At 46.5% G+C, this 19,477-nt stretch carries 21 protein-coding genes; 5 read left to right on the top strand and 16 right to left on the bottom strand.

Translation table 11 applies throughout. The features are described 5' to 3' along the window. Positions 1–85 precede the first annotated feature (85 nt). Entirely contained in the window at positions 86–265 is a 180-nt protein-coding gene (locus REC12_RS16990) for a hypothetical protein (RefSeq protein ID WP_308896523.1), read from the bottom strand. 199 nt (positions 266–464) lie between these two features. On the opposite strand from REC12_RS16990, the gene REC12_RS16985 reads away from it, so the two are divergent. Beyond that, a complete protein-coding gene (locus REC12_RS16985; protein ID WP_308896521.1) occupies positions 465–821 on the top strand; it encodes a DUF2680 domain-containing protein in 357 nt (118 codons plus the stop codon). Positions 822–985: 164 nt separating this feature from the next. Here the strand turns inward: REC12_RS16985 and REC12_RS16980 are convergent, their stop codons facing one another. Both REC12_RS16980 and REC12_RS16975 read right to left on the bottom strand, forming a co-directional pair. Next, entirely contained in the window at positions 986–2,212 is a 1,227-nt protein-coding gene (locus tag REC12_RS16980) for an ABC transporter permease (RefSeq protein ID WP_308896520.1), read from the bottom strand. Next, positions 2,209–2,922 (bottom strand): ABC transporter ATP-binding protein, encoded by a 714-nt coding sequence (locus REC12_RS16975; protein WP_308896519.1) that lies wholly within the window; start codon positions 2,920–2,922, stop codon positions 2,209–2,211. Before REC12_RS16975 ends, REC12_RS16980 begins: the two co-directional genes overlap by 4 nt. A 179-nt stretch (positions 2,923–3,101) precedes the next feature. Between REC12_RS16975 and REC12_RS16970 the strand changes: the two genes are divergently transcribed. The 4 genes from REC12_RS16970 to REC12_RS16955 all read left to right on the top strand — a co-directional run bounded on the left by REC12_RS16970 (position 3,102) and on the right by REC12_RS16955 (position 6,214). Next, positions 3,102–4,376 (top strand): serpin family protein, encoded by a 1,275-nt coding sequence (locus REC12_RS16970; RefSeq protein ID WP_308896518.1) that lies wholly within the window; start codon positions 3,102–3,104, stop codon positions 4,374–4,376. Between the two features lie 170 nt (positions 4,377–4,546). Then, positions 4,547–4,810, top strand: a complete 264-nt coding sequence (locus REC12_RS16965) for a type II toxin-antitoxin system RelB/DinJ family antitoxin (protein ID WP_308896516.1) — start codon at positions 4,547–4,549, stop codon at positions 4,808–4,810. Further along, a complete protein-coding gene (locus tag REC12_RS16960) occupies positions 4,803–5,066 on the top strand; it encodes a Txe/YoeB family addiction module toxin (RefSeq protein ID WP_308896515.1) in 264 nt (87 codons plus the stop codon). The genes REC12_RS16965 and REC12_RS16960 overlap by 8 nt, the downstream gene beginning before the upstream one ends. A gap of 194 nt (positions 5,067–5,260) precedes the next feature. Continuing rightward, a complete protein-coding gene (locus REC12_RS16955; protein ID WP_308896513.1) occupies positions 5,261–6,214 on the top strand; it encodes an SAM-dependent methyltransferase in 954 nt (317 codons plus the stop codon). On the opposite strand, the gene REC12_RS16950 is transcribed toward REC12_RS16955, so the two are convergent. From REC12_RS16950 to REC12_RS16890, 13 genes are all read right to left on the bottom strand, one after another. Continuing rightward, a complete protein-coding gene (locus tag REC12_RS16950; protein WP_308896512.1) occupies positions 6,209–6,787 on the bottom strand; it encodes an NUDIX hydrolase in 579 nt (192 codons plus the stop codon). The two genes, REC12_RS16955 and REC12_RS16950, sit on opposite strands and share 6 nt — an antisense overlap. A gap of 106 nt (positions 6,788–6,893) precedes the next feature. Continuing rightward, positions 6,894–7,652 carry an ABC transporter ATP-binding protein gene (locus REC12_RS16945; RefSeq protein ID WP_308896510.1) on the bottom strand — a complete coding sequence of 253 codons (759 nt, stop codon included), beginning with the start codon at positions 7,650–7,652 and terminating at the stop codon, positions 6,894–6,896. A 4-nt stretch (positions 7,653–7,656) separates the two neighbouring features. Next, positions 7,657–8,736 carry an ABC transporter substrate-binding protein gene (locus REC12_RS16940; protein WP_308896509.1) on the bottom strand — a complete coding sequence of 360 codons (1,080 nt, stop codon included), beginning with the start codon at positions 8,734–8,736 and terminating at the stop codon, positions 7,657–7,659. A gap of 55 nt (positions 8,737–8,791) precedes the next feature. After that, positions 8,792–9,574, bottom strand: a complete 783-nt coding sequence (locus REC12_RS16935) for an ABC transporter permease (RefSeq protein ID WP_308896507.1) — start codon at positions 9,572–9,574, stop codon at positions 8,792–8,794. A 4-nt stretch (positions 9,575–9,578) separates the two neighbouring features. Continuing rightward, a complete protein-coding gene (locus tag REC12_RS16930) occupies positions 9,579–9,872 on the bottom strand; it encodes a thiamine-binding protein (RefSeq protein ID WP_308896505.1) in 294 nt (97 codons plus the stop codon). A 329-nt stretch (positions 9,873–10,201) separates the two neighbouring features. After that, positions 10,202–11,785, bottom strand: a complete 1,584-nt coding sequence (gene spoVB, locus REC12_RS16925) for a stage V sporulation protein B (protein WP_308896503.1) — start codon at positions 11,783–11,785, stop codon at positions 10,202–10,204. A 258-nt stretch (positions 11,786–12,043) separates the two neighbouring features. Next, positions 12,044–12,892, bottom strand: a complete 849-nt coding sequence (locus tag REC12_RS16920; RefSeq protein WP_308896502.1) for a class II fructose-bisphosphate aldolase — start codon at positions 12,890–12,892, stop codon at positions 12,044–12,046. Between the two features lie 182 nt (positions 12,893–13,074). Next, positions 13,075–14,253: a diphosphate--fructose-6-phosphate 1-phosphotransferase gene (locus REC12_RS16915; RefSeq protein ID WP_308896500.1), complete on the bottom strand. Its 1,179-nt coding sequence runs from the start codon at positions 14,251–14,253 to the stop codon at positions 13,075–13,077. Between the two features lie 50 nt (positions 14,254–14,303). Then, positions 14,304–15,197, bottom strand: coding sequence for a DMT family transporter (locus tag REC12_RS16910; RefSeq protein WP_308896498.1), 894 nt, complete (start codon positions 15,195–15,197; stop codon positions 14,304–14,306). Positions 15,198–15,225: 28 nt separating this feature from the next. Next, a complete protein-coding gene (locus tag REC12_RS16905) occupies positions 15,226–16,071 on the bottom strand; it encodes a carbohydrate ABC transporter permease (RefSeq protein WP_308896497.1) in 846 nt (281 codons plus the stop codon). Between the two features lie 33 nt (positions 16,072–16,104). After that, the gene (locus tag REC12_RS16900) at positions 16,105–17,022 is read right to left on the bottom strand and encodes a carbohydrate ABC transporter permease (RefSeq protein WP_308896494.1); all 918 of its coding nucleotides are present in this window, start codon (positions 17,020–17,022) and stop codon (positions 16,105–16,107) included. Positions 17,023–17,063: 41 nt separating this feature from the next. After that, entirely contained in the window at positions 17,064–18,185 is a 1,122-nt protein-coding gene (locus REC12_RS16895; RefSeq protein ID WP_308896493.1) for an ABC transporter ATP-binding protein, read from the bottom strand. 179 nt (positions 18,186–18,364) lie between these two features. Further along, positions 18,365–19,465 (bottom strand): M24 family metallopeptidase, encoded by a 1,101-nt coding sequence (locus tag REC12_RS16890; RefSeq protein WP_308896491.1) that lies wholly within the window; start codon positions 19,463–19,465, stop codon positions 18,365–18,367. Positions 19,466–19,477 lie beyond the last annotated feature (12 nt).

The following is a 19,477-nucleotide window of genomic DNA, read 5'->3' as shown; positions in this document are numbered from 1 at the left end:
GAGAACGACGGGGGGTGATGTTTTATTCAACAGCAAATCTTAACTTAGGACTGAGATTGGGATTTGCCCGCTGCTCTTTTCTAATCTAGTGTAAGAGAAAACGCCGAACATCTTCGAGGGCCTTTTTCAATTCCTCCAGAGATTGCTCATTCATTCTCCCCGAGCTGCGCATTCTTTGTATTAAATCTTCGGGTGTAATGCCCTGATTTTTCATGACTGTAATAATTTCTTTTTCATCCCTGGTTAAATCTTTCCATTCTCGCACAACCAAGCGCCTCCCTCTAACCTTGAAATTCTCCGCTTTGTTTTATAGGATTTGAAACGCAGTGATTTTCTATGCACCGATCCATGAAACTTAAGACGGAACATTAACAAATTCTTGATAAATTCTTGAAATGTTCTCCCCTTAAATTGGACATTCTAAGAAACGTTCCAGTTAAATAAAACTACAAGGAGGAGTGCAAATGTTAAAAAAGTTTGCAGTGAGTTTTCTGACCGTAGCCTTTCTGGCTTTAGGTGCCGGGACGTGCTTAGCTGCTCCCGATCCTGCTAAACTCGCTGAGCTTAAAGCGTTGAACCAACAAATGTTTACGCTGAAGAAGCAAATGGTGGATAAACAGTTGGAAGCCGGAATCCTGGACCAGGATAAAGCCGCCAAAATTAAAGCCGCCATCGAGAAGCGCCAAAAGCAGATTGAAGAAGATTTTGCTAACGGACAATACACTGGTTTGGGAAAAAAACACGGTCATGGTTTTGGCAAAGGGTGTAACCGCAATGCCCAGGACACCTCCAAAACGAACCCTTCTCCAAGTACTATGTAATCTTAAGCAATCTTAAGGATTCTTAACTGGAACAGCCCTCCAGGCTTAACGCTTTGGAGGGCTCTCTTTTTCATAGCCTTATGCCGATTATAATTTTAGGGAAAACAATTAATTGCTATACTATCCATACTCTCTGTATTATCTGTACATCTGTACTATCTAAACTATTCAGACCTTAAGGAAACTCTTTTGGCCGTAAGATAACCCGCTATGATTCCAAGGGGGAGCATTGCCAAAGTTTCTAACCATGACCCCGTTTGTATGGCCACTGCCACTCCGAGAATCAGCTGGCCCGGTAAGGCCATCAAAAACAGGGCTTTTCTCGCCGCAGCCACCTTGGTTTCCGGGAGCCAGGGAAATAAGCAAACAAAGGGCTCATTAATAACCTCTCTCCAGGACAGCCAAACCAGATTCGTCATCACCAGAGAAAAAACGAGCCAAAGGAGCCATTTATAATAGCTTGGAATAAGCAAAATCAGTCCTAAATCAAATCCCAGGAGCTGGAGGTAAAACATCACGTCCCCGTCATTGCGCAGCAGGGCTTTCAGACACACTTCCGTTAAAGCGTTGACAGGATTGCGTTTCTGAAAAAGCAAATTAGAATTTCTAAACATCAAAGGGCGTTTTCTCAGGGACCTTGGCTTTTTTACATAAGTCCCGGCTCTTTGGAGCATGAATTTAGCTAAACGTAATTTCGCTGTTTCTTCTCTTGAGACATCTTCAAAAAAAATCCCTTCCATAGTCAGCCTTTTATATAAAAGTAAGCCTAAAAGGAATAAAAGCCCCAAGATTAACGGATAAAACAATTCCCGGCGGCTTTGTAAATAAAACACGCTTTGCCGCATATACAAACCTGCTATGACAAAAATGACCGTTCTCACAAAGCGCTGGGACCAACCCTTAAAGCGAAATTCGAAAAGCTGTTTAGCTATCCCCATACAGTTTTTAAAGAGTGCCAGGAAAACCGTTAGCCACATAAGATTCAACCAGGAAAAACCGTAATGCAAAATCAGGAACGGGGCCAGCACCAACAACAATAAGACGGCAGCCACCAAATTATAGATTAGGGAATAACTCAGACTATACTTAAGCAGCCCATTAAACCAAGCGGCACGCTGCAAAAGGAAGAGCTGATCCGCGTCTTCGACAAAAATACGAATTGTTCCGGACCAGGCAAAGACGAGAACAACGAACAATAAGGCATTGAGAGGGACATAGTTCAGCCATCCCGGAGCTTTCCACCACCAAGAGCGATAAAAATTCAGGAAAATGGCGCTGAAAGGAATCACAATATACAGGGCCACAACCCAATCCACAGCCGTTTTCCAGACCTCATATTGATATTTCCACTCAGCAACAAGACGTTGAACAAATAGCCTCGCAACATTCATAATGTCCAGTTCTCCAATATCTGATCAAAACACTCAAACAGGGAACCCTCGGGCAATTGACATTGTTTTCTTATTTCCGTTAAATTGCCGGCGGCAACCACTGTCCCGCTGTTCATTAAAACGAAAGAATCACAGATTTTTTCCGCCGTATCCAGCACATGGGTAGACATTAACACCCCTGCGCCTTTGGCCCTGGCCTGATTTAAATGAGCCAGGAAATCCTTGGTGCCTCTTGGGTCCAACCCCAGAAAAGGCTCGTCCACCACATAAACCGCCGGTTCAAGCAGAAAGCCTAAGATAAGCATAACCTTTTGCTGCATGCCCTTAGAAAAAGTGCCCGGCAAATGATGCCTGACTTCAGAAAGACGAAAGAGTTGCAGCAGACTCTCAGCCCTGGCCAAAAAAGTCTTGCGTTCGATTTCATAGGCCGCGGCAGCCAACTCCAGATGCTCCCAGAGCGTTAATCTTTCGTACAGAACCGGCTGCTCCGGAATATAGGAATAGTTTTTACTCCCTCCGGCAAAGGTGATGCTGCCGTCCATAACCGGCAATAATCCCATAATTGCCTTAATCGTAGTGCTTTTGCCGGCTCCGTTGGGACCAATCAACCCTATAAGCTCCCCGGATTTTACCGAAAGAGCAACCTTCTTTATAACATCCGAGTTGCCGGAATATCCGGCCTGGTTAATAGCTACTCTAAGTAATTCCATCGCTTAATCACCTTTAATCTCAATGTTCTCATATTCTCCTAATTATACTCGCTCCTTTCAGTATTTCCCTAATTCCTTCCTATTAAAAAAAACGGCTGGCGGCCTGAACAGCGTCAGAACGGCCCTTTTTTTAACGTCATTATTTGAAGAAAAACATTAACCTTTGAGGAGATGACCGCATGAAAAAACGGTTTCCCCTGCTGCTTTGCTGCACATTAGCAGCAAGCCTGCTGGCAGGGTGTTCGGCTCAGACTGCTCAATCCGGCCAAAATAGCCCTATACCTAAGAACATGAATGCCGCCGGAGCGGATAGCTTCGCCAAAAATCAAATCAGCAAGGACGTTATAGCGGGAAATACGCGCTTCGCCTTCGCTCTTTTCAAGCAGTTGGACAAGGAAGACGGGAAACGGAATATTTTCATATCGCCCTTAAGCGTATCGACTGCCCTGACGATGACCTACCAGGGGGCCGCCACGTCAACGAAAGAAGCTATGGCCGAGGCTTTAGGGTATACCGGAATTGCCAATGAAAAACTCAGCGACAGCTACAAAAACCTGCTCCCCTATTTAAAAACCTTGGACGACAAGGTCGAGCTGAATATCAGCAATTCAGTCTGGGTAAGAGAAGGAGAGAATATCAAGCCGAATTTTTTAACGGCCAACAAGGATATTTTTCAGGCCGCGGTGACCCCCTTGGACTTTAGTAAAAATAACGCAGCCGCTCAAATCAACCAATGGATCTCTGACGCCACTCATAAAAAGATTGACAAGATGGTGGACGCCCCGATACCGTCCGATGTGATCATGTACCTCATCAATGCTATCTATTTCAAGGGAGATTGGTCCGAGCAATTTAATCCGCAGGCTACCTTTCCGACCCAATTCAAGACGGGGAACGGCGGCACGAACGATGTCATGATGATGAGCAGAACGGGGAAAGTCGAATACGGGCAGGGAGCTGATTTTCAGGCTGTCCGGCTGCCCTACGGAAGCGGCAAGGCGGCTATGTATTGCATCCTGCCGGGAAAAACCGCAAATATTAATGATTTTATCGCCTCGCTGGATGCCAACCGCTGGCAAGCGATCAGGAACAGTATCGCGGAGCGGGAGGAAGTCAGGCTGCAATTGCCGCGTTTTAAGCTGGAATACGGGATCAAGAATTTAAACAGCAGCCTGAGCGCCCTGGGGATGGGGGAAGCCTTTACGCAGAAAGCCAACTTTTCCGGGATCGGCGCTAATATTTACATCAGCCGGGTGCTTCACAAGGCGGTCATTGAAGTTAACGAAGAGGGCAGTGAGGCGGCGGCAGCAACTTCAGTGGAAATAAAGCAGGCGGAGGCCCCGGCCCAAATGCCGGCTTTCATCGCCGACCGGCCGTTTGTGTTCGTCATCGCCGATGATGAAACAGGAACGATTTTATTTATGGGTAAGCTGTACGAGGCGGGACAGGCTTAGCCGGTTCATACAGCAGAGATTGAAACGCAACAACACAGGGAATTCACGCAACGGCTACAATGCAGAAAAAATATTTACCCCAGAGTATAATATTCGCAGATTATACATACCATGTATTGACATTGTAAGTGAATATATGTACGATGTTAGTGCATAAAGGGGGAGATACTATGGCAACGACAAGCATTACTATTCGCATAGATGAAAACCTAAAAAAGCAAGCGGAAATACTTTTCGAGGATATGGGCTTAAATATGACCACAGCATTTACTATCTTTACAAAGGCGGTTGTCCGTCAAGGGAAAATCCCTTTTGAAATCACTGCCGACCCGTTTTACAGCGAAGCAAACCAAGCGCGGTTAATGAAGTCTATCACCCAGCTTGAAGCCGGTAAAGGTACGGTGCACGAGTTGATAGGGACGGACGATGAATAAGGTATGGACCGATGAAGCATGGGAAGATTACCTTTATAGGCAAACGCAGGACAAAAAGACGTTGAAGCGGATTAACCAGCTAATACAGGACATCGACCGCAATGGTAATAACGGTATAGGGAAGCCGGAAACCCTGTTCGGCAATCTTGAAGGTTTTTGGAGCCGGAGGATTGACGAAACAAACCGGCTGGTATATCGCATTAAAGGCGGACAAGTAGAAATAGCTCAATGCCGCAGCCATTACGGTAACAAGTAGCATAAATAAAAAAGCCGGGGCCGCAGTAAGAGCTCCGGTTTTTTTATTAAATAGTATTTGCTCCCTCCGGCAAAGGTGATGCTGCCATCCATAACCGGCAATAATCCATAATTGCCTTAATCGCAGTGCTTTTTCCTAGTCAATAACCGCTAGACTTGGTAAACTATAGGAAAAAGCAGGAAGAGGTGGTATCCATGGCGGAGAATAAACTTATGGCATTACCCCAGGAACTCTTAATCCTAGGCGCAGCAGTCAAAACCGGAATGGTCGAGGCTTTGCGCCGAAACACAACCTCCTCGGCTCTAGCCAAAGAACTAAATCTAAACCCCCGGGCTGTTTGGGTAGTACTCGAAGCTTTGGCCGATCTTGGTTACGTAACCAGACAAGGAGATACGGTGGTTCTCTCGGAAGAAACGCAAAAAATGATTTACGATCCCCAGGCGCCTAATTATTTAGGCTTCGCTTTTATGCACCGCTATAATTTGATACGGTCCTGGGTTCAGCTTCCTGAAGTTTTAAGCAACGGCCAGCTGACACGGGACCAGGACCCGGAAAACACCCGCTATTTTATGGAAGGCATGAGGCATGGGGCAGAAAAAGGTGCTCCGATCATCGCCGAGTTTCTGCTTGGGGATAGTGTCAAGGGAACCCGGGTATTGGATATTGGCGGCGGGCCTTTGATTTATGGAAGTGCTTTTACTGCTCTAGGCGCTAAAGTGACTGTGCTGGATCTTCCTCCGGTAGTGAAGCTGATGCAAGCAAAGGCCGATAAGGCGGGAATCACTTTAATCCCCGGAGATTTTAACCGGAGTTTACCCCCCGACCCCTTTGATCTGGCACATCTGGGGAACATCTGCCACATTTTCGGCGAGGCAGAAAACCGGGAATTGTTCCGCAAAGTCGGGAAGGCGCTGGTCCCCGGCGGGCGCATCGCCATCATCGATATGGTGCGCGGGACGAATTCCTTTGCGGCGGTTTTTGGCGTAAATATGCTGCTTAATACCGCCAACGGCGGCACCTGGACCTTGGAACAATATACGGATTGGCTGACCGGGGCTGATTTTGAGGATGTCAAATTACATGAAGCAGCCGGACGGCAAATAATCACGGCAACCTATAAAGGCGCCGGTCAAACACTCAATTCATAGCCCGGTAGCAGGGGCCTGCTTGGGAAGCTGACGAATTTTCGATATCAATTTCTCATAGAGTTTATGCATATGAAGCTCAGTGCTGTAAACCTTGATTTCCTCCATAGGAATCCATTGGACTCCACTGTTCTCATCTTCTTTAGCTCTAAGCAAATCGCGTTCATCCGCTTCAATTAAATAGGCAACCGATAGATGCAAATGGGGGGCTACATAGCGCCCTCTTTTTCTATGTCCAAAAACCGTTAACACATCCAGAGAAAAAACATCCTCCGATACCGGACGAATACTTTTTACTCCCGTCTCTTCTTTTAGTTCTTTCAGGGCAACCGCCAATAGGTCCTCTTCTCCGTCGGCATGCCCGCCGACCCAGGACCAGGAATTATAAATATTATGGTGAATCATAAGCACTTTATCCTTAGTCTTGTTCACTGTAAAGGCCGAACTTGTAATATGGGCGACCTCGTTGCTTCTCGTTAAGACATCTTGAAATGCCCCGATACAGTAAAGAAAGATTTCTTTATCCTTGGCCTCCTGCTCATTGTAAGGAAGGTAGTTTTTAATCGCCTCAAACATTTACCTACTCCCGCTTTCCTAATATCATTAGGACTATTTTAGCAGAACTTTTGCCGCTTCACTAACTTCAAAAAAACTTGCAGATTACCGCATTATATACTTTGGTTTACGCTGGGAAAATGAGCAAATCCAGCAATTGCTTTTTAAGCGAAATCGCTTCACTGGCCAGAAGAATGTCCGGGTCACGCGGCCTGGCAAAGGGAATAGGGATTTTCTTTAAGATGCGGGCGGGGCGCTGGCTTAGTACAACTACTTCGTCCGATAAGAGAATAGCTTCTTCAATATCATGGGTAATAAAGACAACCGTAGGGCGGCTTTGGCTCCAGACCTTGAGAAGCCATTCCTGCATTTCTCTCCGGGTTAAAGCATCCAGCGCTCCAAAAGGTTCATCTAAAATTAAAGTGTTCCGGCCAAACAGAAACGTACGCAAAAGCGCCGCTCTTTGCCGCATACCCCCGGACAATTGGTGGGGGTAATACTCCGCAAATTTTCCCAGGCCAAAACGTTCAAGCCAGTGACGGGCCGTCTCTCTGGACTCGCGTTTGTCCACGCGACGGATATCATTGCCCAAAACTACATTGTCCAGCAAAGTGCGCCAAGGCAAAAGTAAATCCTTTTGCGGCATATAGCCAACTTTGCCCGGCAAACCAAGAATTGAGCGTCCATCGAGCAGAATATCCCCCTGGAGTGGTTTTTCCACCCCGGCTATCAAATTGCAAATTGAACTCTTGCCGCAGCCGGAGGGACCAATAAACGTGACAAAAGTTCCCGTTTCCACCTCTAAATTGAGATTCGTCAATACCGCCATTGCCGCTGTCCCCTTTCCTTTATAAGACAGAGACAAATCCTTTAGTACCAGTGTCATGATCTTAATCCTTGGGCAAGAAGCTGTTGGTAAAGGCTTTGTCGGTATCGATCATTTTATCCAGCAGCTTATGATCAAACATCCATTGAGCATAGTCATGCCAGACGGAAGCTTTCTGAACGCCCCATTGCGAAGCATCTGCCTGATACTGAGGGCTGATCCAGGCCTGGCTCTTTTTAATAAGCTGCGGGTCAGCTTCAGGAGCATTCTTGATGAGGATATTGGCGGCGTCATCCGGGTTTTTAACAGCATATGCGTATCCCTCACTGACGGCCTGAGTGAAGCGGCGAAGAACATCCGCTTTTTCCTGAATCATTTTTTCACTGGTTATTATTACCGGAGTGTAATCGTCTAAAGCCGGATTGACATCTTTTAACCAGATCATATTGAGAGGAGTCCCGGCCAGTTCGGCTTGAATCCCTTCCCAGCCGTAGAAAATCCAGGTAAGATCGATTGAACCTTTGGACATGCTGGCTATAGGATCAGCGTCCCCAATGTTCGTCATTTTAACTTTATTAAAATCCGCCTGCTCTTTTTCCATGAGTGCCTTGATTGTCGCTGTTTCTGACGGCAGACCCCAGCCGCCGTAAGTCTTGCCTGCAAAATCTTTGGCTGTGTGAATATTCTTGCTTGCCAGCGAAGCAAAACCAGAGGTGTTGTGCTGCAATATCGTGGCGATGGAAACTAACGGTAATCCCTGTACGCGGGCATCTGTTACCTGTTCTTGCGCGCTGATTCCCAAATCCGCTTTACCGGCGGCCACCAATTGTTCAACCGTACCCTGGCTTGAAGGCGGAACAATCTCGACATCCAACCCCGCCTTGCTGAAGTATCCTTTATCTTGGGCCACATAAAGACCCGTATGATTCGTATTGGGTGTCCAATCCAACATAAGCGTCACTTTGTCGGGCTGAGCCGGCGCTGTCGCCTGAGTCGATGACGTGGAATTCTGGGTGCCTGAACAACCGCTCAGAAAAAGAAGAAGGCCTAAACTTGCCACAAGGGCGCCACTCAAGATTCTTTTGCCAAGCCCGGTCTGCTCTCTCCTTGTATGTATGGTTTTTTTCGTTAATAAATTAAACATATTCCAAACTCCTTCTTCAAAATACTTATCAAATAGTTCGAACAGCCTTTTCAATTTACTTTTGTCCGGTATTCAGCCAGGGCAGAGCCAGGCGCCTAAGACCCGCAATCAAGAGAAAATAGCCCAGACTGAGAACCGTGATCGCAAAAATGGCGGCAAATACTTGATCTGTCCGGAATGAATGGGAAGAACGTGTTAAATAAACCCCCAGCCCGGAGCTGGCGCCAAGCCATTCTCCAATTACCGCTCCCATGACACTGTAAGTTGCGGCAATCTTCAAGCCGGCAAAGAAAGACGGCAGGGCGTTCGGCCAGCGAATCATGTATAAAATTTGCCAAGGAGTTGCCCCCATACTCTTAAGAAGATTGAGCAAGTCACCATCGCTGAGTTCCAATCCCTCTATTAAACTCACGGTCACCGGGAAAAAACAGACTAAGATCACTGTAACGATCTTGGGCAGCAGGCCGTATCCCAGCCATAGGATCAAAAGCGGAGCTACGGCAATCAGCGGTATAGTCTGGGACACGATAAGCAGCGGATAGAACAAACGCTTCGCCAGCGGAGAAAGGACCATAACCACTCCCGCCGCCAAACTCAGGATTATTGCAAGCATAAACCCCGCGGTTGTTTCTAAAATGGTAGTCAGGGCATGCGCCCAAATCAGGGCTCTTGTGTGCCAAAAAGCCTTGGCTATGGCTGCGGGAGAAGGAAAAAGCCATAAGGGAACCTGAAAAAAGTCGACGGCAATCTGCCACACCACAAGGCAAACCAAGAGAAAGGTAACTGCCGGAAAATTATCCCGCCATTTCTTAGGGAAGCGCTCCGTCCTTACTGGCATCTCCTTATTTCTCCCGGTACTTTTTAATCTTTTCTTCAATGGTTGTTTTGCCGGGATTGTAATCCATCTTTATATACGTCAACACGCGGGAAGCCCCGGCTTTGATGCAGGCATCCTGAGCCTCGCGGATAATAGCCCACAATTGGTCGGGTTCACCTTCCATTGTCGTTTCCATCGGCCCCACTTCATAGGTTACACCGCTGGCGGCCACGACTGCGATAGCTTCGTCCACCACTTCAAACAGCCGCGAATCCTCAACTTTGGGCAGCACTTGAAATGCCATCATGATTTTTGCCATACTTTAACTCCTCCTTTTCAATTCCGCTAATTTTTTCAGCAAACAGACTGAAGTGTCTGAGACGGATAATCATAACAAGCATAAGTGATGGATGCCTCCAACCTTTGAAACACTTGTCATTTTGGGGGGGAAATTACAAAAACCACGCATAGCCATGCGCGGTTCCTAAGACCTCAATGTTTTTCCTCCGCTGGCATTATCCAGATCAGGTTCGGTCGGCGGTAACTCTAACCACCCTCTCAGCCTAATTTTTTTAAGCTCCCGTTCTATTCAGTTTGTGCTCCTCTTAAACTTAGCACAGGTGGGAAAATTGTGCAACCCCTGTCAAATTATCTTCTTACAGGAAATAAGAGAACCAGTATTCTGCCGATGAAAGGGATTTTTCCGATGTCTGCACGGCGGATTACCCGGAAATAAACCAAGATAAGGAGGTAAATAAGCACGGAAAAGATAATCGCCAGAATCGTTGTCAACCCTAATTGCAAGTCAGTATAATTCAGGTAAGTAACGATCAGTTTGCCGCCATACCCCATGATTATCCCTGCCAAGAGTATCTTGACGATCTCCGCGTAATGAAAATATAATCCAATCAGCTTATAAACGGCGAAAACATGCAAGAGCGTTTCCAGAATAACTCCTATACTTAAGGCTAACATGACTCCATAGATCCCCAACCCGAAATGAGCTGCCAAAGGATAAATAAAAACAAGAGTGGCGCCTTTGGCAATCATATTATTGAACATTGCCGTTTTCGCCCGTCCTAATCCTATTAGAGCGGATTGGAGAGGAGTTTGGAAATAATGCAGCAAAAAGAACGGAGCAATGAATTTCAAAAGTGGAGCGGCTTGAGGGGATTTATAGATCACTGTCATTAATTCAGGGGCAAATAGGTATAAGAGCATGGTACTTGGCACGCCAATGCTGAGAGCAACGCACAGCGCTTGAAATATTCTGCGGTGAATTAAGCGAACATTATCCTTGGCACTCGCTTCGCTTATAGCCGGAACCAGAGTAACCCCCAGGGATTGATTAATAAAACCGGGAAAAAACAACAAGGGCATGACAAAACCCGTTAACATACCATAATCTTTGGCAATCACAGCGGAACTAAGACCTGCCAGAGCTAAGCTTTTGGTGATAATCATTGGCTGAACAGCCTTGGAAAGAGAAAAAATCAATCCATTGCCCATGGTAGGAAGGGCTGTCTGCAATAATTCAAAGAAGATAACCTTGCCTTTGGATACCTTCCTCCAAAGAGAATTGGGAACATGAAATTTCCTGTGGTGGGATAATTTAAAGGCTGCTATTAAATAGGACAGGGAGACGGCTTCTCCAAGCACGGTGCTGAAAACAGCGCCTGCCGCCGCATATTCAATCCCGAGGGGAATCAACCAGCGGACCAGGAGATAAGTAGCGCTGATGCGTACGGTTTGCTCAATCACTTGGGATAAAGCAAGCGGATTCATCGTTTGCATTCCCCGGAAATAACCTTTGAGAATTCCGGAGACAGCAACAATGGGAACAATCGGAATTAAGGCCATAAAGGAATAATAAGAACGCTGATCCGTTAAAAAATAAGCGGAAAAAGCGTTGCCGCAGAAAATAGCCAAGGCAACTACCGCAACACTCAAACTTCCGGTAATGGTTGAGGAGACGATAAGTATCTTTTTAACCTTTGCTCCGTTTCCCTGGGCATCCGCTTCCGCCACCAGCCTGGATATAGCGACGGGAAGCCCCACCGTTGTCAGAGTGACCAGCAACCCCATTAACGGCATCACCATCATTTTTAGACCGATGCCTTCGGAACCAAGAACTCTTGCCTGAACCATCGAATTTACCAGAACTAATATTCTGGTTATAAAAGAGGCCAACGTGAGAACGAAGGCTCCTTTAAGCAAACTTTGTTTCTTCATTCGTAACCTTCCTGATATGGATTAGGTTACATGTATATGCAGATCCTGAATCATTAACACTTGTTCAGGTCTTATTTTTTCATCTCTTACTGCAAAAGGCCGGAGCCGAGTATAAAAAGCACTATGAACCGGCCTCAAGAACCCCTGAAGCAACCAAGAGAGCTTTACAAAAAACTTCGTCCATTTCAGAAGAATAACGTTGTTGCTTCATTTCCTCCCAATCCCTTCTTATAGATTTCCTTCTCTTTTTATCACCTCTCAATGCTCTTTGGTTCCAAATAACTTAAGCTTTTCCCGAACAGTCTGAGCTAATTTCTCCTCACCAACTTTAAAATGGCCTACCAAATCTTCCAGTACCTGATTTGAAGACAGTGAGCTTGACACCCCGCTCATAAAGGCCCGGCGCAGCTCCGTATCAACATTTATTTTTGTCATCCCTGCTTTAATTGCCTGCCTGACAGCACCATCCGGCAGGCCAGAGCCGCCATGCATAACCAACGGTATCCTGCCAGCTTTCCGGATAGCCTCAATACGCGGATAATCAAGCTTTGGAGTCTCACGATACCAACCATGGGCTGTGCCAATGGACACCGCTAACCAATCAGCTCCTGTCAACTCCGCAAATTCTTTTGCTTCTTCCGGTGTTGTCAAATACGCTTCGTTCTCACGAACTTGAACGTCATCCTCTACACCGGCAATCTTTCCTATTTCTGCTTCTACGGCCACATCTTTTGCTTGAGCCATAGCGACAACTTTTTTTGTATTGGCAATATTCTCTTCCCACGATAAGTGAGAGCCATCATACATCACGGAATCAAACCCTAAATTAACAGCCTTTTGGATTTGATCCAAGTTCCGGCTGTGATCAAGATGGAGATAAACCGGAATCTCATAAAGATCTTCATACGTTCTGGCAATGTTGATCAGGACTTCCATGTCGAGATGCTGAAGGGGCTTTTGGCCAAGCATCAAGAGCACCGGATCAGTTAGTTCCTTGGATACCTTGAGAACCGTTTTGATCATTTCGGCATTTTGAACAGTAAATGCTGCCAGCCCGTGACGTTTTTCACGCGCTTCCAGCAACACATTCCGAACATGTTTTTTCACACTAATTCCTCCCTGTTTTTTTAGCCAACAATAATCTGATAAATACATTTGAATTCTTCTTCAGGCTGCAAAAAAAGAATGCCTAGTGATTGTATCCCTGAGCGGAAGTGACAAAGCTTCATTCTATGCTACCGGCTTTATCGGTCCCTTGCGGGAACTTTCCCAGTTCCACCGCTCATGAATTACAACTGTGCCGCCGCAATCGACCATACCTGACGGGCGCTGGCGGCTTCTGCCAGAGGTTCTCCCATTTTATTCTGCAACCAGGCCGTAAAAGAGGGATCAATTCCGCTCTCCGTCAAATAACGAGAGTCGACGGGGCGCTCCAGCCCCGCAATACTTTTTAACTCAACCAATTGTACCTTCGGATCCTCAGCAGAATCGACAGGGTCTGAAGGCAAACCCAGCATGACCTTGCTTTTACCCTGATTTAAGACTTTGACAGCCTGTTTTCCCAGACTTATGGCTTCTTGGCGGTCACGCTCACACAAGGCCCAAGTATTAGCCCGCTGCAGAATACCTAAGACCTCGCTTCGGGAAGGGATTCCCCGACTGCGCAACTCGGAAGATAACAACTGAGCAGCCCCACCCGGCACCTTGCTCCCGCCTATCTCAAATTCGGCAATTGGGTTTCCGGATGCCGAGCGAAGTCCTTCACTGACAATCACCAACAGGCAGGAGTAATTATGCAAATGTTCATTTACTCTAATGAAAAAGTTCTCTAAATCAAAGGAATTCTCCGGCAGATAAAAATGGAATGGCGGGTAATCTGGCAAAGAATTTTGTGCCAGGCTCGCAGCTGCGGCTAACCAGCCAACATTCCGCCCCATTACTTCAACAACCCGTACACGTTCGAAATTACGCATTGCCCAGAGATCCAGAGCTAACGACCTAACGGCCTCCCCAATAAATTTGGCGGCACTCAGATAGCCTGGAGAATGATCTGTTCCCCAGAGATCGTTATCCACTGTTTTAGGGATTCCGACCACTTGAACATCCGGACAAGCGGCTGCAACTTGATCAGCAGCCCACATCGTCCCGTTGCCGCCGACTAAAACTAACTGACTAATACCTCGCAGCTGCAGATTGCTGCGTATCGTTGACAACCCTGAGGGAGTCAGCGGGTATCGCCCCGCTCCCAAAACCGCCCCGGGTTGAGATTTAAGCGCCCTTAATTGAGCTTCACCAAGTCCCTCTAAATGCATCACCCGATTCTTAATCAAACCTTCAAACCCGTTGCAAAAACCCACAACCTGATTATAGTGGTTTGAAGAAGTTGCAGCCTCCACAAAACCAGCCAGGCTTGAATTCAGCACAGAGGTGGGACCACCGGCCTGAACAATAGCTACATTTGCTTTCACTAAAAATAGTCACCTCCAAAAATATTGCCTAGTCCGATCTGTTTTTGGTCTTAGGTTAATAAGCCCGCGAGAGACTTTTGGGCATGAACCCGGCAAATAAGCGCAATTCCACTGCCTACAAGCAACATTCCTCCAATTTGAACAAAACTAATGGTTTCGTGCAGCCACCAAGAGCTGGTGACGATAGCAACAACCGGAGTAAACAGATGAACAACTCGAACCAGCCAGGTTGGCAGCCCCTTTATAGAGCGATAATAGGCCAGATACTGAACCACCTGCAGAAAAATACTTGTCAACACCAACAACCAAGTTTCCCTGTTGACTTCCGGCAAGGCTCTAAACGCTCCCGTCCAAGCAGTCCCGCAGAGGAAAACGGCAAAGCACATCCCGGAATTATAATAAGCCACCAAAATACCCTCGACTTCGCCAAGCCTATGTTTGATAATCTCAGCATTAACCGCTAACAAAAGGGCGCCGCCAAGGATTAAAAAGTCACCCATAGAACCAAAGTTGACTCGACTCCAAGAGATTTGCAGAACCAAGCTGACACCGACAAGCATGGCTCCCATCCCGGCCCACTCCAGACGACACAATTTCTGCTTCCAGATAACATATCCGATGATAAGACTAAAGAACAAATCCCCCCGGAGCAGAATGGCGACATTAGCCGGTGAACTAAGCTTTAACCCCCAGTTCTGCATCAGATTCAGAGCGGAAGCCAGCAAACCTACCAAATACAGTTCAGGATATCGTCTACCCGCCGCCCAAATCAATCCGCCCTTATGCCGTATTAACAACACTACAAGAAAAATAAAATGTGTTCCGCCAAACAGGACCATACTAAAGAAGACAACCGGCAAGTTAACAATACAAATCTTAGTCAGGCTGAGCAGGATTCCGATGAAAGCAGCAGAGAGAATACCATTGATCATCCCAATTTTCATAGCTTAATGACCGCCTTTATCCTTCATACTAGCCCTTTACTGCGCCCCCGGTTAGTCCTTCAACAAGATAGCGTTGTAAAAGAATGAAAATAACCAGTACCGGTAGAGTGGTTATGAAAGAGGCCGCCATCATCCCGCCCCAGTCACTTTTAAATTGGCCGGCGAAGGCCAGCACCATCCCAGCAGGCAGAGTCTTCATGGTAATCTCATTGGTAAGGGTTAAGGGAAAGAGTAGGTTATTCCAAGCATCGAGGAAAGCAAAAATACCTGTCGCCACAATTCCGGGGGTTATCAGGGGCAAGACAACAATCCGCATTGCCTGCATACGGCTGCATCCGTCAACCATGGCTGCTTGTTCAACTTCTACCGGCACAGAATCAATAAATCCTTTAATCATCCAGATTCCAAAAGGCAGGGCAAAGGAAGTGAAAGCGATGACCATGCCAAAGTAGGTGTTTAATAAATGAGCTTTCACATAAAGAAGATAAAGCGGGGCAAGCATGACAACTAAAGGAAACATTTGAGTTACTAGTACACTAATAAGTATTTGATCGCGAAAGCGGAATTTCAGCCGGGATAAAGCATACCCTGCAAAGGTAGCCAAGACAATCGTCAAAACAACCGTTAATAAAGCAGTAAAAAAACTATTAAAGAAGAACTGGGGAATTGGGTTGATACCTGAAGTCAGACCAATATAATTCTGCATGGTCGGATGCATTGGCCATATTTCCGGAGGATTCTTAAAGACATCCAGGTCCGTTTTCAAAGAAGTCGATACCATCCAAAAGATTGGGAATAGAGACCAAACCAAGAGAATGGCCACTGAGGCCCAGACAAATATTGCCCAGCCCGTTGAAAAGCGCCGTCGAAACATTCTTTAACCCCCTCTTAGGTTATTATCGTGTGATTACAAGGAATCCTGCTTAGAGAGCATTTTTACATAAAGGCTGGAAAGCACTAATAACACTAAACACCAGACAACACCAACCGCCGAGGCATAACCAATATTGAACTGTTCAAAAGCCAGGCGATAAATATAGATAACAAAGGTTGTCGTTGAGTAAACCGGACCACCGCCGGTCATGGTGTAAATAAGGGGAAAGTTATTAAAGTTGCGGATGATCATCAATAAGCTGGTGATGATAAGAATTCCGCGGAGGTGCGGCAATGTTATATGAAGGAATTCTTCCCAGCGGCCCGCCCCTTCTACAATAACGGCTTCTTTAATTTCCGCCGGAATTGCCTTGATGCCGGCCGTAAACATCAAAATATAAAACGGAATCTGATTCCAAATATTTGCGACTATTACGGCAATATTGGCTAACTTATCGTCCATCAACCAGGGTAAGAATTCTTTAATAATTCCAAGATGCTCTAAGATCATATTGACCGGTCCAACTTGAACGTCAAAAATCAACATAAACAAAAAGCCCACTATAACGCCAGGGATAAGCCAGGGAACCAATATTACTCCTCTTACCCCAGCCAAGCGTTGCGGCAGCTGATCAATAGTTATTGCTCCAATTAAGCCGACAATCAGGCTGATAACAACCGAAACACCCGTAAAGATGATGGTATTTTTCAGAGACAACCAAAATACGTCATCATGGATCATCTTGGTGTAGTTTTCAAGAACACTCAGCTTCGTCTGATCCGGCCTGGTTAACTCATAATGAAACACCGACAGTACTAAAGAACTAATCAAAGGATAAAGTATTACAATTCCAAGGACAAAAACCGCGGGAAAGATCAATTTCACATGAAGTGGTATCCGTATCCTTCCTATTCCTCGGGGTTTGTCCTGGCTTTCCGGCCAATTCGCCATTGCAGCTCCCCTCCTATGCTTGTCCGCAGATGCTTTTCTATCTAATGTATTTCACCATAAATTACTGTCGATGTGATGACCCTCTGTTCGCTTTGGGCATCAAACAAGTGAATATTCCCCTGGAACGGCTTTACTTTGACAATGGACCCTGCCTCTGGCGCTTCTTCAAACCCGTTTTGCTTGATGACAATTTCCTCTCCGGCCTTCAGCCGGGCATGAATAATTACTTCGGCTCCGATATGCTCCACAACCTCGACCTCACAAGAAATGACATTCTTTGTTTCATTTGAATCGGCTCGGGCAAAACCTTCCGGCCGAAGCCCCAGGATGACCACAGATTTATCGAGAGATGCCGTTACCTTGGGAAGAGGAAAAGCAATGGCAAAATCCGGCGCTTTAAAATAAAGTTTATTCCTGTCTACTTCCACTTCACCCGTGACAAAATTCATCGGGGGAGACCCGACAAAACCAGCAACAAATTTGTTGACTGGATAACCATAGATTTCCTTGGGAGAGCCGACTTGCTGGACTAATCCTTCCTTCATCACCACAAGGCGTGATCCCATAGTCATCGCTTCAATTTGGTCATGAGTTACGTAAATAACCGTAGCTCTAAGGTTTTGATGAAGTTTAATGAGTTCCGCTCTAGTCTGAACACGAAGCTTGGCATCAAGATTACTTAGAGGCTCATCCATTAGAAATACCTGAGGATGCCTGACAATAGCCCGCCCTAAAGCAACTCTTTGCCGCTGCCCCCCGGATAATTCTTTAGGGAAACGATGAAGGTACTTTGATATGCCCAGCATCTCAGCGGTCTCTCTAACTGCGGCGTCAATCTCCTGTTTGGGCCTTTTTCTGATGCGCAAGCCGAAAGCCATGTTGTCGTATACATTCTTGTGGGGATATAAAGCATAGCTCTGAAAAACCATGGCTATATCCCGATCCTTAGGTTCAAGCTTGGTAACATTGCGATCCCCGATAAAAATGTTTCCCTCGGACGGCATCTCCAGCCCGCAAATCATCCGCAACGTTGTCGTTTTTCCGCACCCGGAAGGTCCTACAAGGATCAGAAATTCTCCGTTTTCAATTTCCAGATCAGTCGGGTATACCGCCGTTGTAGTACCGTAAACCTTAGAAACACCTTGCAATTTAACTCCTGCCAATTATTTTCCCTCCCAAGTTAGTCTTCAATTTAAAATTTGGTCAGAAGGTTTGGGTTAATCAATTTGACCTAGAACTTATTGCATAACAAATACAAATTAGGTAATCACTTCTTTCGCGCACAGACAATCTGCTTTTCCTAAATATTGCAATATTGCAATATTTAAACACAGGCAAATTTCTACTTTTCAAGGATGAGAGGGCGCTGAAAATTCTTGTTGTTCACGTTCATCGTTGTAGTCGGCCAGGTGATGGGTACCGTCGTTAACAGCTTTAGTCCGCTTGGAGTAACCAGGCATGTATCCTCGCACTTGGTATTTTCAACCGTAGGATTCCAGGCCAGCATTTGATTCGCTTGAATGATCTCCGGCTTTCCTTCCCCTGCCCGATACTCGCGCGGTGCATACCCAATGGCGCCGCCCTGGTGATGACGCTTCCATTCCTCCCGATACCCCAAATCCGCGTAAGTCCTGATGCCCTGATCAAAGACCTGCTTACTGGCCGCTCCCATAACACTATTCTCCCAAAAAGACTTTTCCACTGCTAAACAGCTCTCGTAATTCTGCCGCAGAACCTCCGGAATCCTGCCGAAATAGACCGATCTCGTCAGAGCTATGTGCAAGCCGCCTTCTTCGCCAACCAAGCCGACAATAACGTACTTATTAACGTTATTTATCGAAGGCACCGGATGCCGGAATTTTGTTCGCTCATCCGCTCCCACCAAGAGCACATTGGCACGCACTCCTTGATTGAGCAGCCGGCTTGACAATTCGGCCTGAATGTTCCATTCCGAGCAGCCGGGAACAATTGCCAGGCAGACGGCAGACAACGCATCCGAACAGACCGCCGCCAGTTTCTCAGCCCGCTCCACCTCATGAACGGTCAGGCTGAAGCGGAGCCTTTTAAGCTCGGGCTCGATCACCGGCCAATTGCCCAGAGGAATATCCGAACCAATCTTTTTGTTCCCGACCAGCCTTTCGATTGCCTTCTGCCGGTCTTCATACCATTCATAAGTCCAAGGCTCAAAACCTGTATCGGCGGCCTGCTCCTGCATCAACCTCTCAATTTCATTTTTGGGAGCAACAAGGAACTTCCGGTTCTCAATAAGCACCAAGGCGGCAGCTCCTGTTTCCTGACTCCAAACAACCCTGTTGTTGCCCCCGGCCGTCAACCAGGCAAAATTAGCCGCTCGGGAGAGACAAATACCTTCAAGCTTATTTTCTTCTATCAGACTTAACAGCCGCTGTTCCTTAAGAGCAATTTCTTCTCGCTTTTTAGACATTTTAAGCCTCCG

Source organism: Candidatus Desulfosporosinus nitrosoreducens, from assembly GCF_030954495.1.
Lineage (GTDB): Bacteria > Bacillota > Desulfitobacteriia > Desulfitobacteriales > Desulfitobacteriaceae > Desulfosporosinus > Desulfosporosinus nitrosoreducens.
The sequence above is the reverse complement of the archived record's forward strand: the minus strand, read 5'-3'. Positions and strand labels throughout refer to the sequence as shown.

Excerpts from the sequence above, each read along its gene's own strand:
- REC12_RS16985 (WP_308896521.1), top strand. The coding sequence starts at position 465 with ATGTTAAAAAAGTTTGCAGTGAGTTTTCTGACCGTAGCCTTTCTGGCT.
- REC12_RS16940 (WP_308896509.1), bottom strand. The coding sequence starts at position 8,736 with ATGTTTAATTTATTAACGAAAAAAACCATACATACAAGGAGAGAGCAG.
- REC12_RS16950 (WP_308896512.1), bottom strand. The coding sequence starts at position 6,787 with ATGTTTGAGGCGATTAAAAACTACCTTCCTTACAATGAGCAGGAGGCC.
- REC12_RS16910 (WP_308896498.1), bottom strand. The coding sequence starts at position 15,197 with ATGAAAATTGGGATGATCAATGGTATTCTCTCTGCTGCTTTCATCGGA.
- REC12_RS16970 (WP_308896518.1), top strand. The coding sequence starts at position 3,102 with ATGAAAAAACGGTTTCCCCTGCTGCTTTGCTGCACATTAGCAGCAAGC.
- REC12_RS16960 (WP_308896515.1), top strand. The coding sequence starts at position 4,803 with ATGAATAAGGTATGGACCGATGAAGCATGGGAAGATTACCTTTATAGG.
- REC12_RS16935 (WP_308896507.1), bottom strand. The coding sequence starts at position 9,574 with ATGCCAGTAAGGACGGAGCGCTTCCCTAAGAAATGGCGGGATAATTTT.
- REC12_RS16980 (WP_308896520.1), bottom strand. The coding sequence starts at position 2,212 with ATGAATGTTGCGAGGCTATTTGTTCAACGTCTTGTTGCTGAGTGGAAA.
- REC12_RS16965 (WP_308896516.1), top strand. The coding sequence starts at position 4,547 with ATGGCAACGACAAGCATTACTATTCGCATAGATGAAAACCTAAAAAAG.
- REC12_RS16975 (WP_308896519.1), bottom strand. The coding sequence starts at position 2,922 with ATGGAATTACTTAGAGTAGCTATTAACCAGGCCGGATATTCCGGCAAC.
- REC12_RS16955 (WP_308896513.1), top strand. The coding sequence starts at position 5,261 with ATGGCGGAGAATAAACTTATGGCATTACCCCAGGAACTCTTAATCCTA.
- spoVB (WP_308896503.1), bottom strand. The coding sequence starts at position 11,785 with ATGAAGAAACAAAGTTTGCTTAAAGGAGCCTTCGTTCTCACGTTGGCC.
- REC12_RS16890 (WP_308896491.1), bottom strand. The coding sequence starts at position 19,465 with ATGTCTAAAAAGCGAGAAGAAATTGCTCTTAAGGAACAGCGGCTGTTA.
- REC12_RS16945 (WP_308896510.1), bottom strand. The coding sequence starts at position 7,652 with ATGACACTGGTACTAAAGGATTTGTCTCTGTCTTATAAAGGAAAGGGG.
- REC12_RS16900 (WP_308896494.1), bottom strand. The coding sequence starts at position 17,022 with ATGGCGAATTGGCCGGAAAGCCAGGACAAACCCCGAGGAATAGGAAGG.
- REC12_RS16930 (WP_308896505.1), bottom strand. The coding sequence starts at position 9,872 with ATGGCAAAAATCATGATGGCATTTCAAGTGCTGCCCAAAGTTGAGGAT.
- REC12_RS16905 (WP_308896497.1), bottom strand. The coding sequence starts at position 16,071 with ATGTTTCGACGGCGCTTTTCAACGGGCTGGGCAATATTTGTCTGGGCC.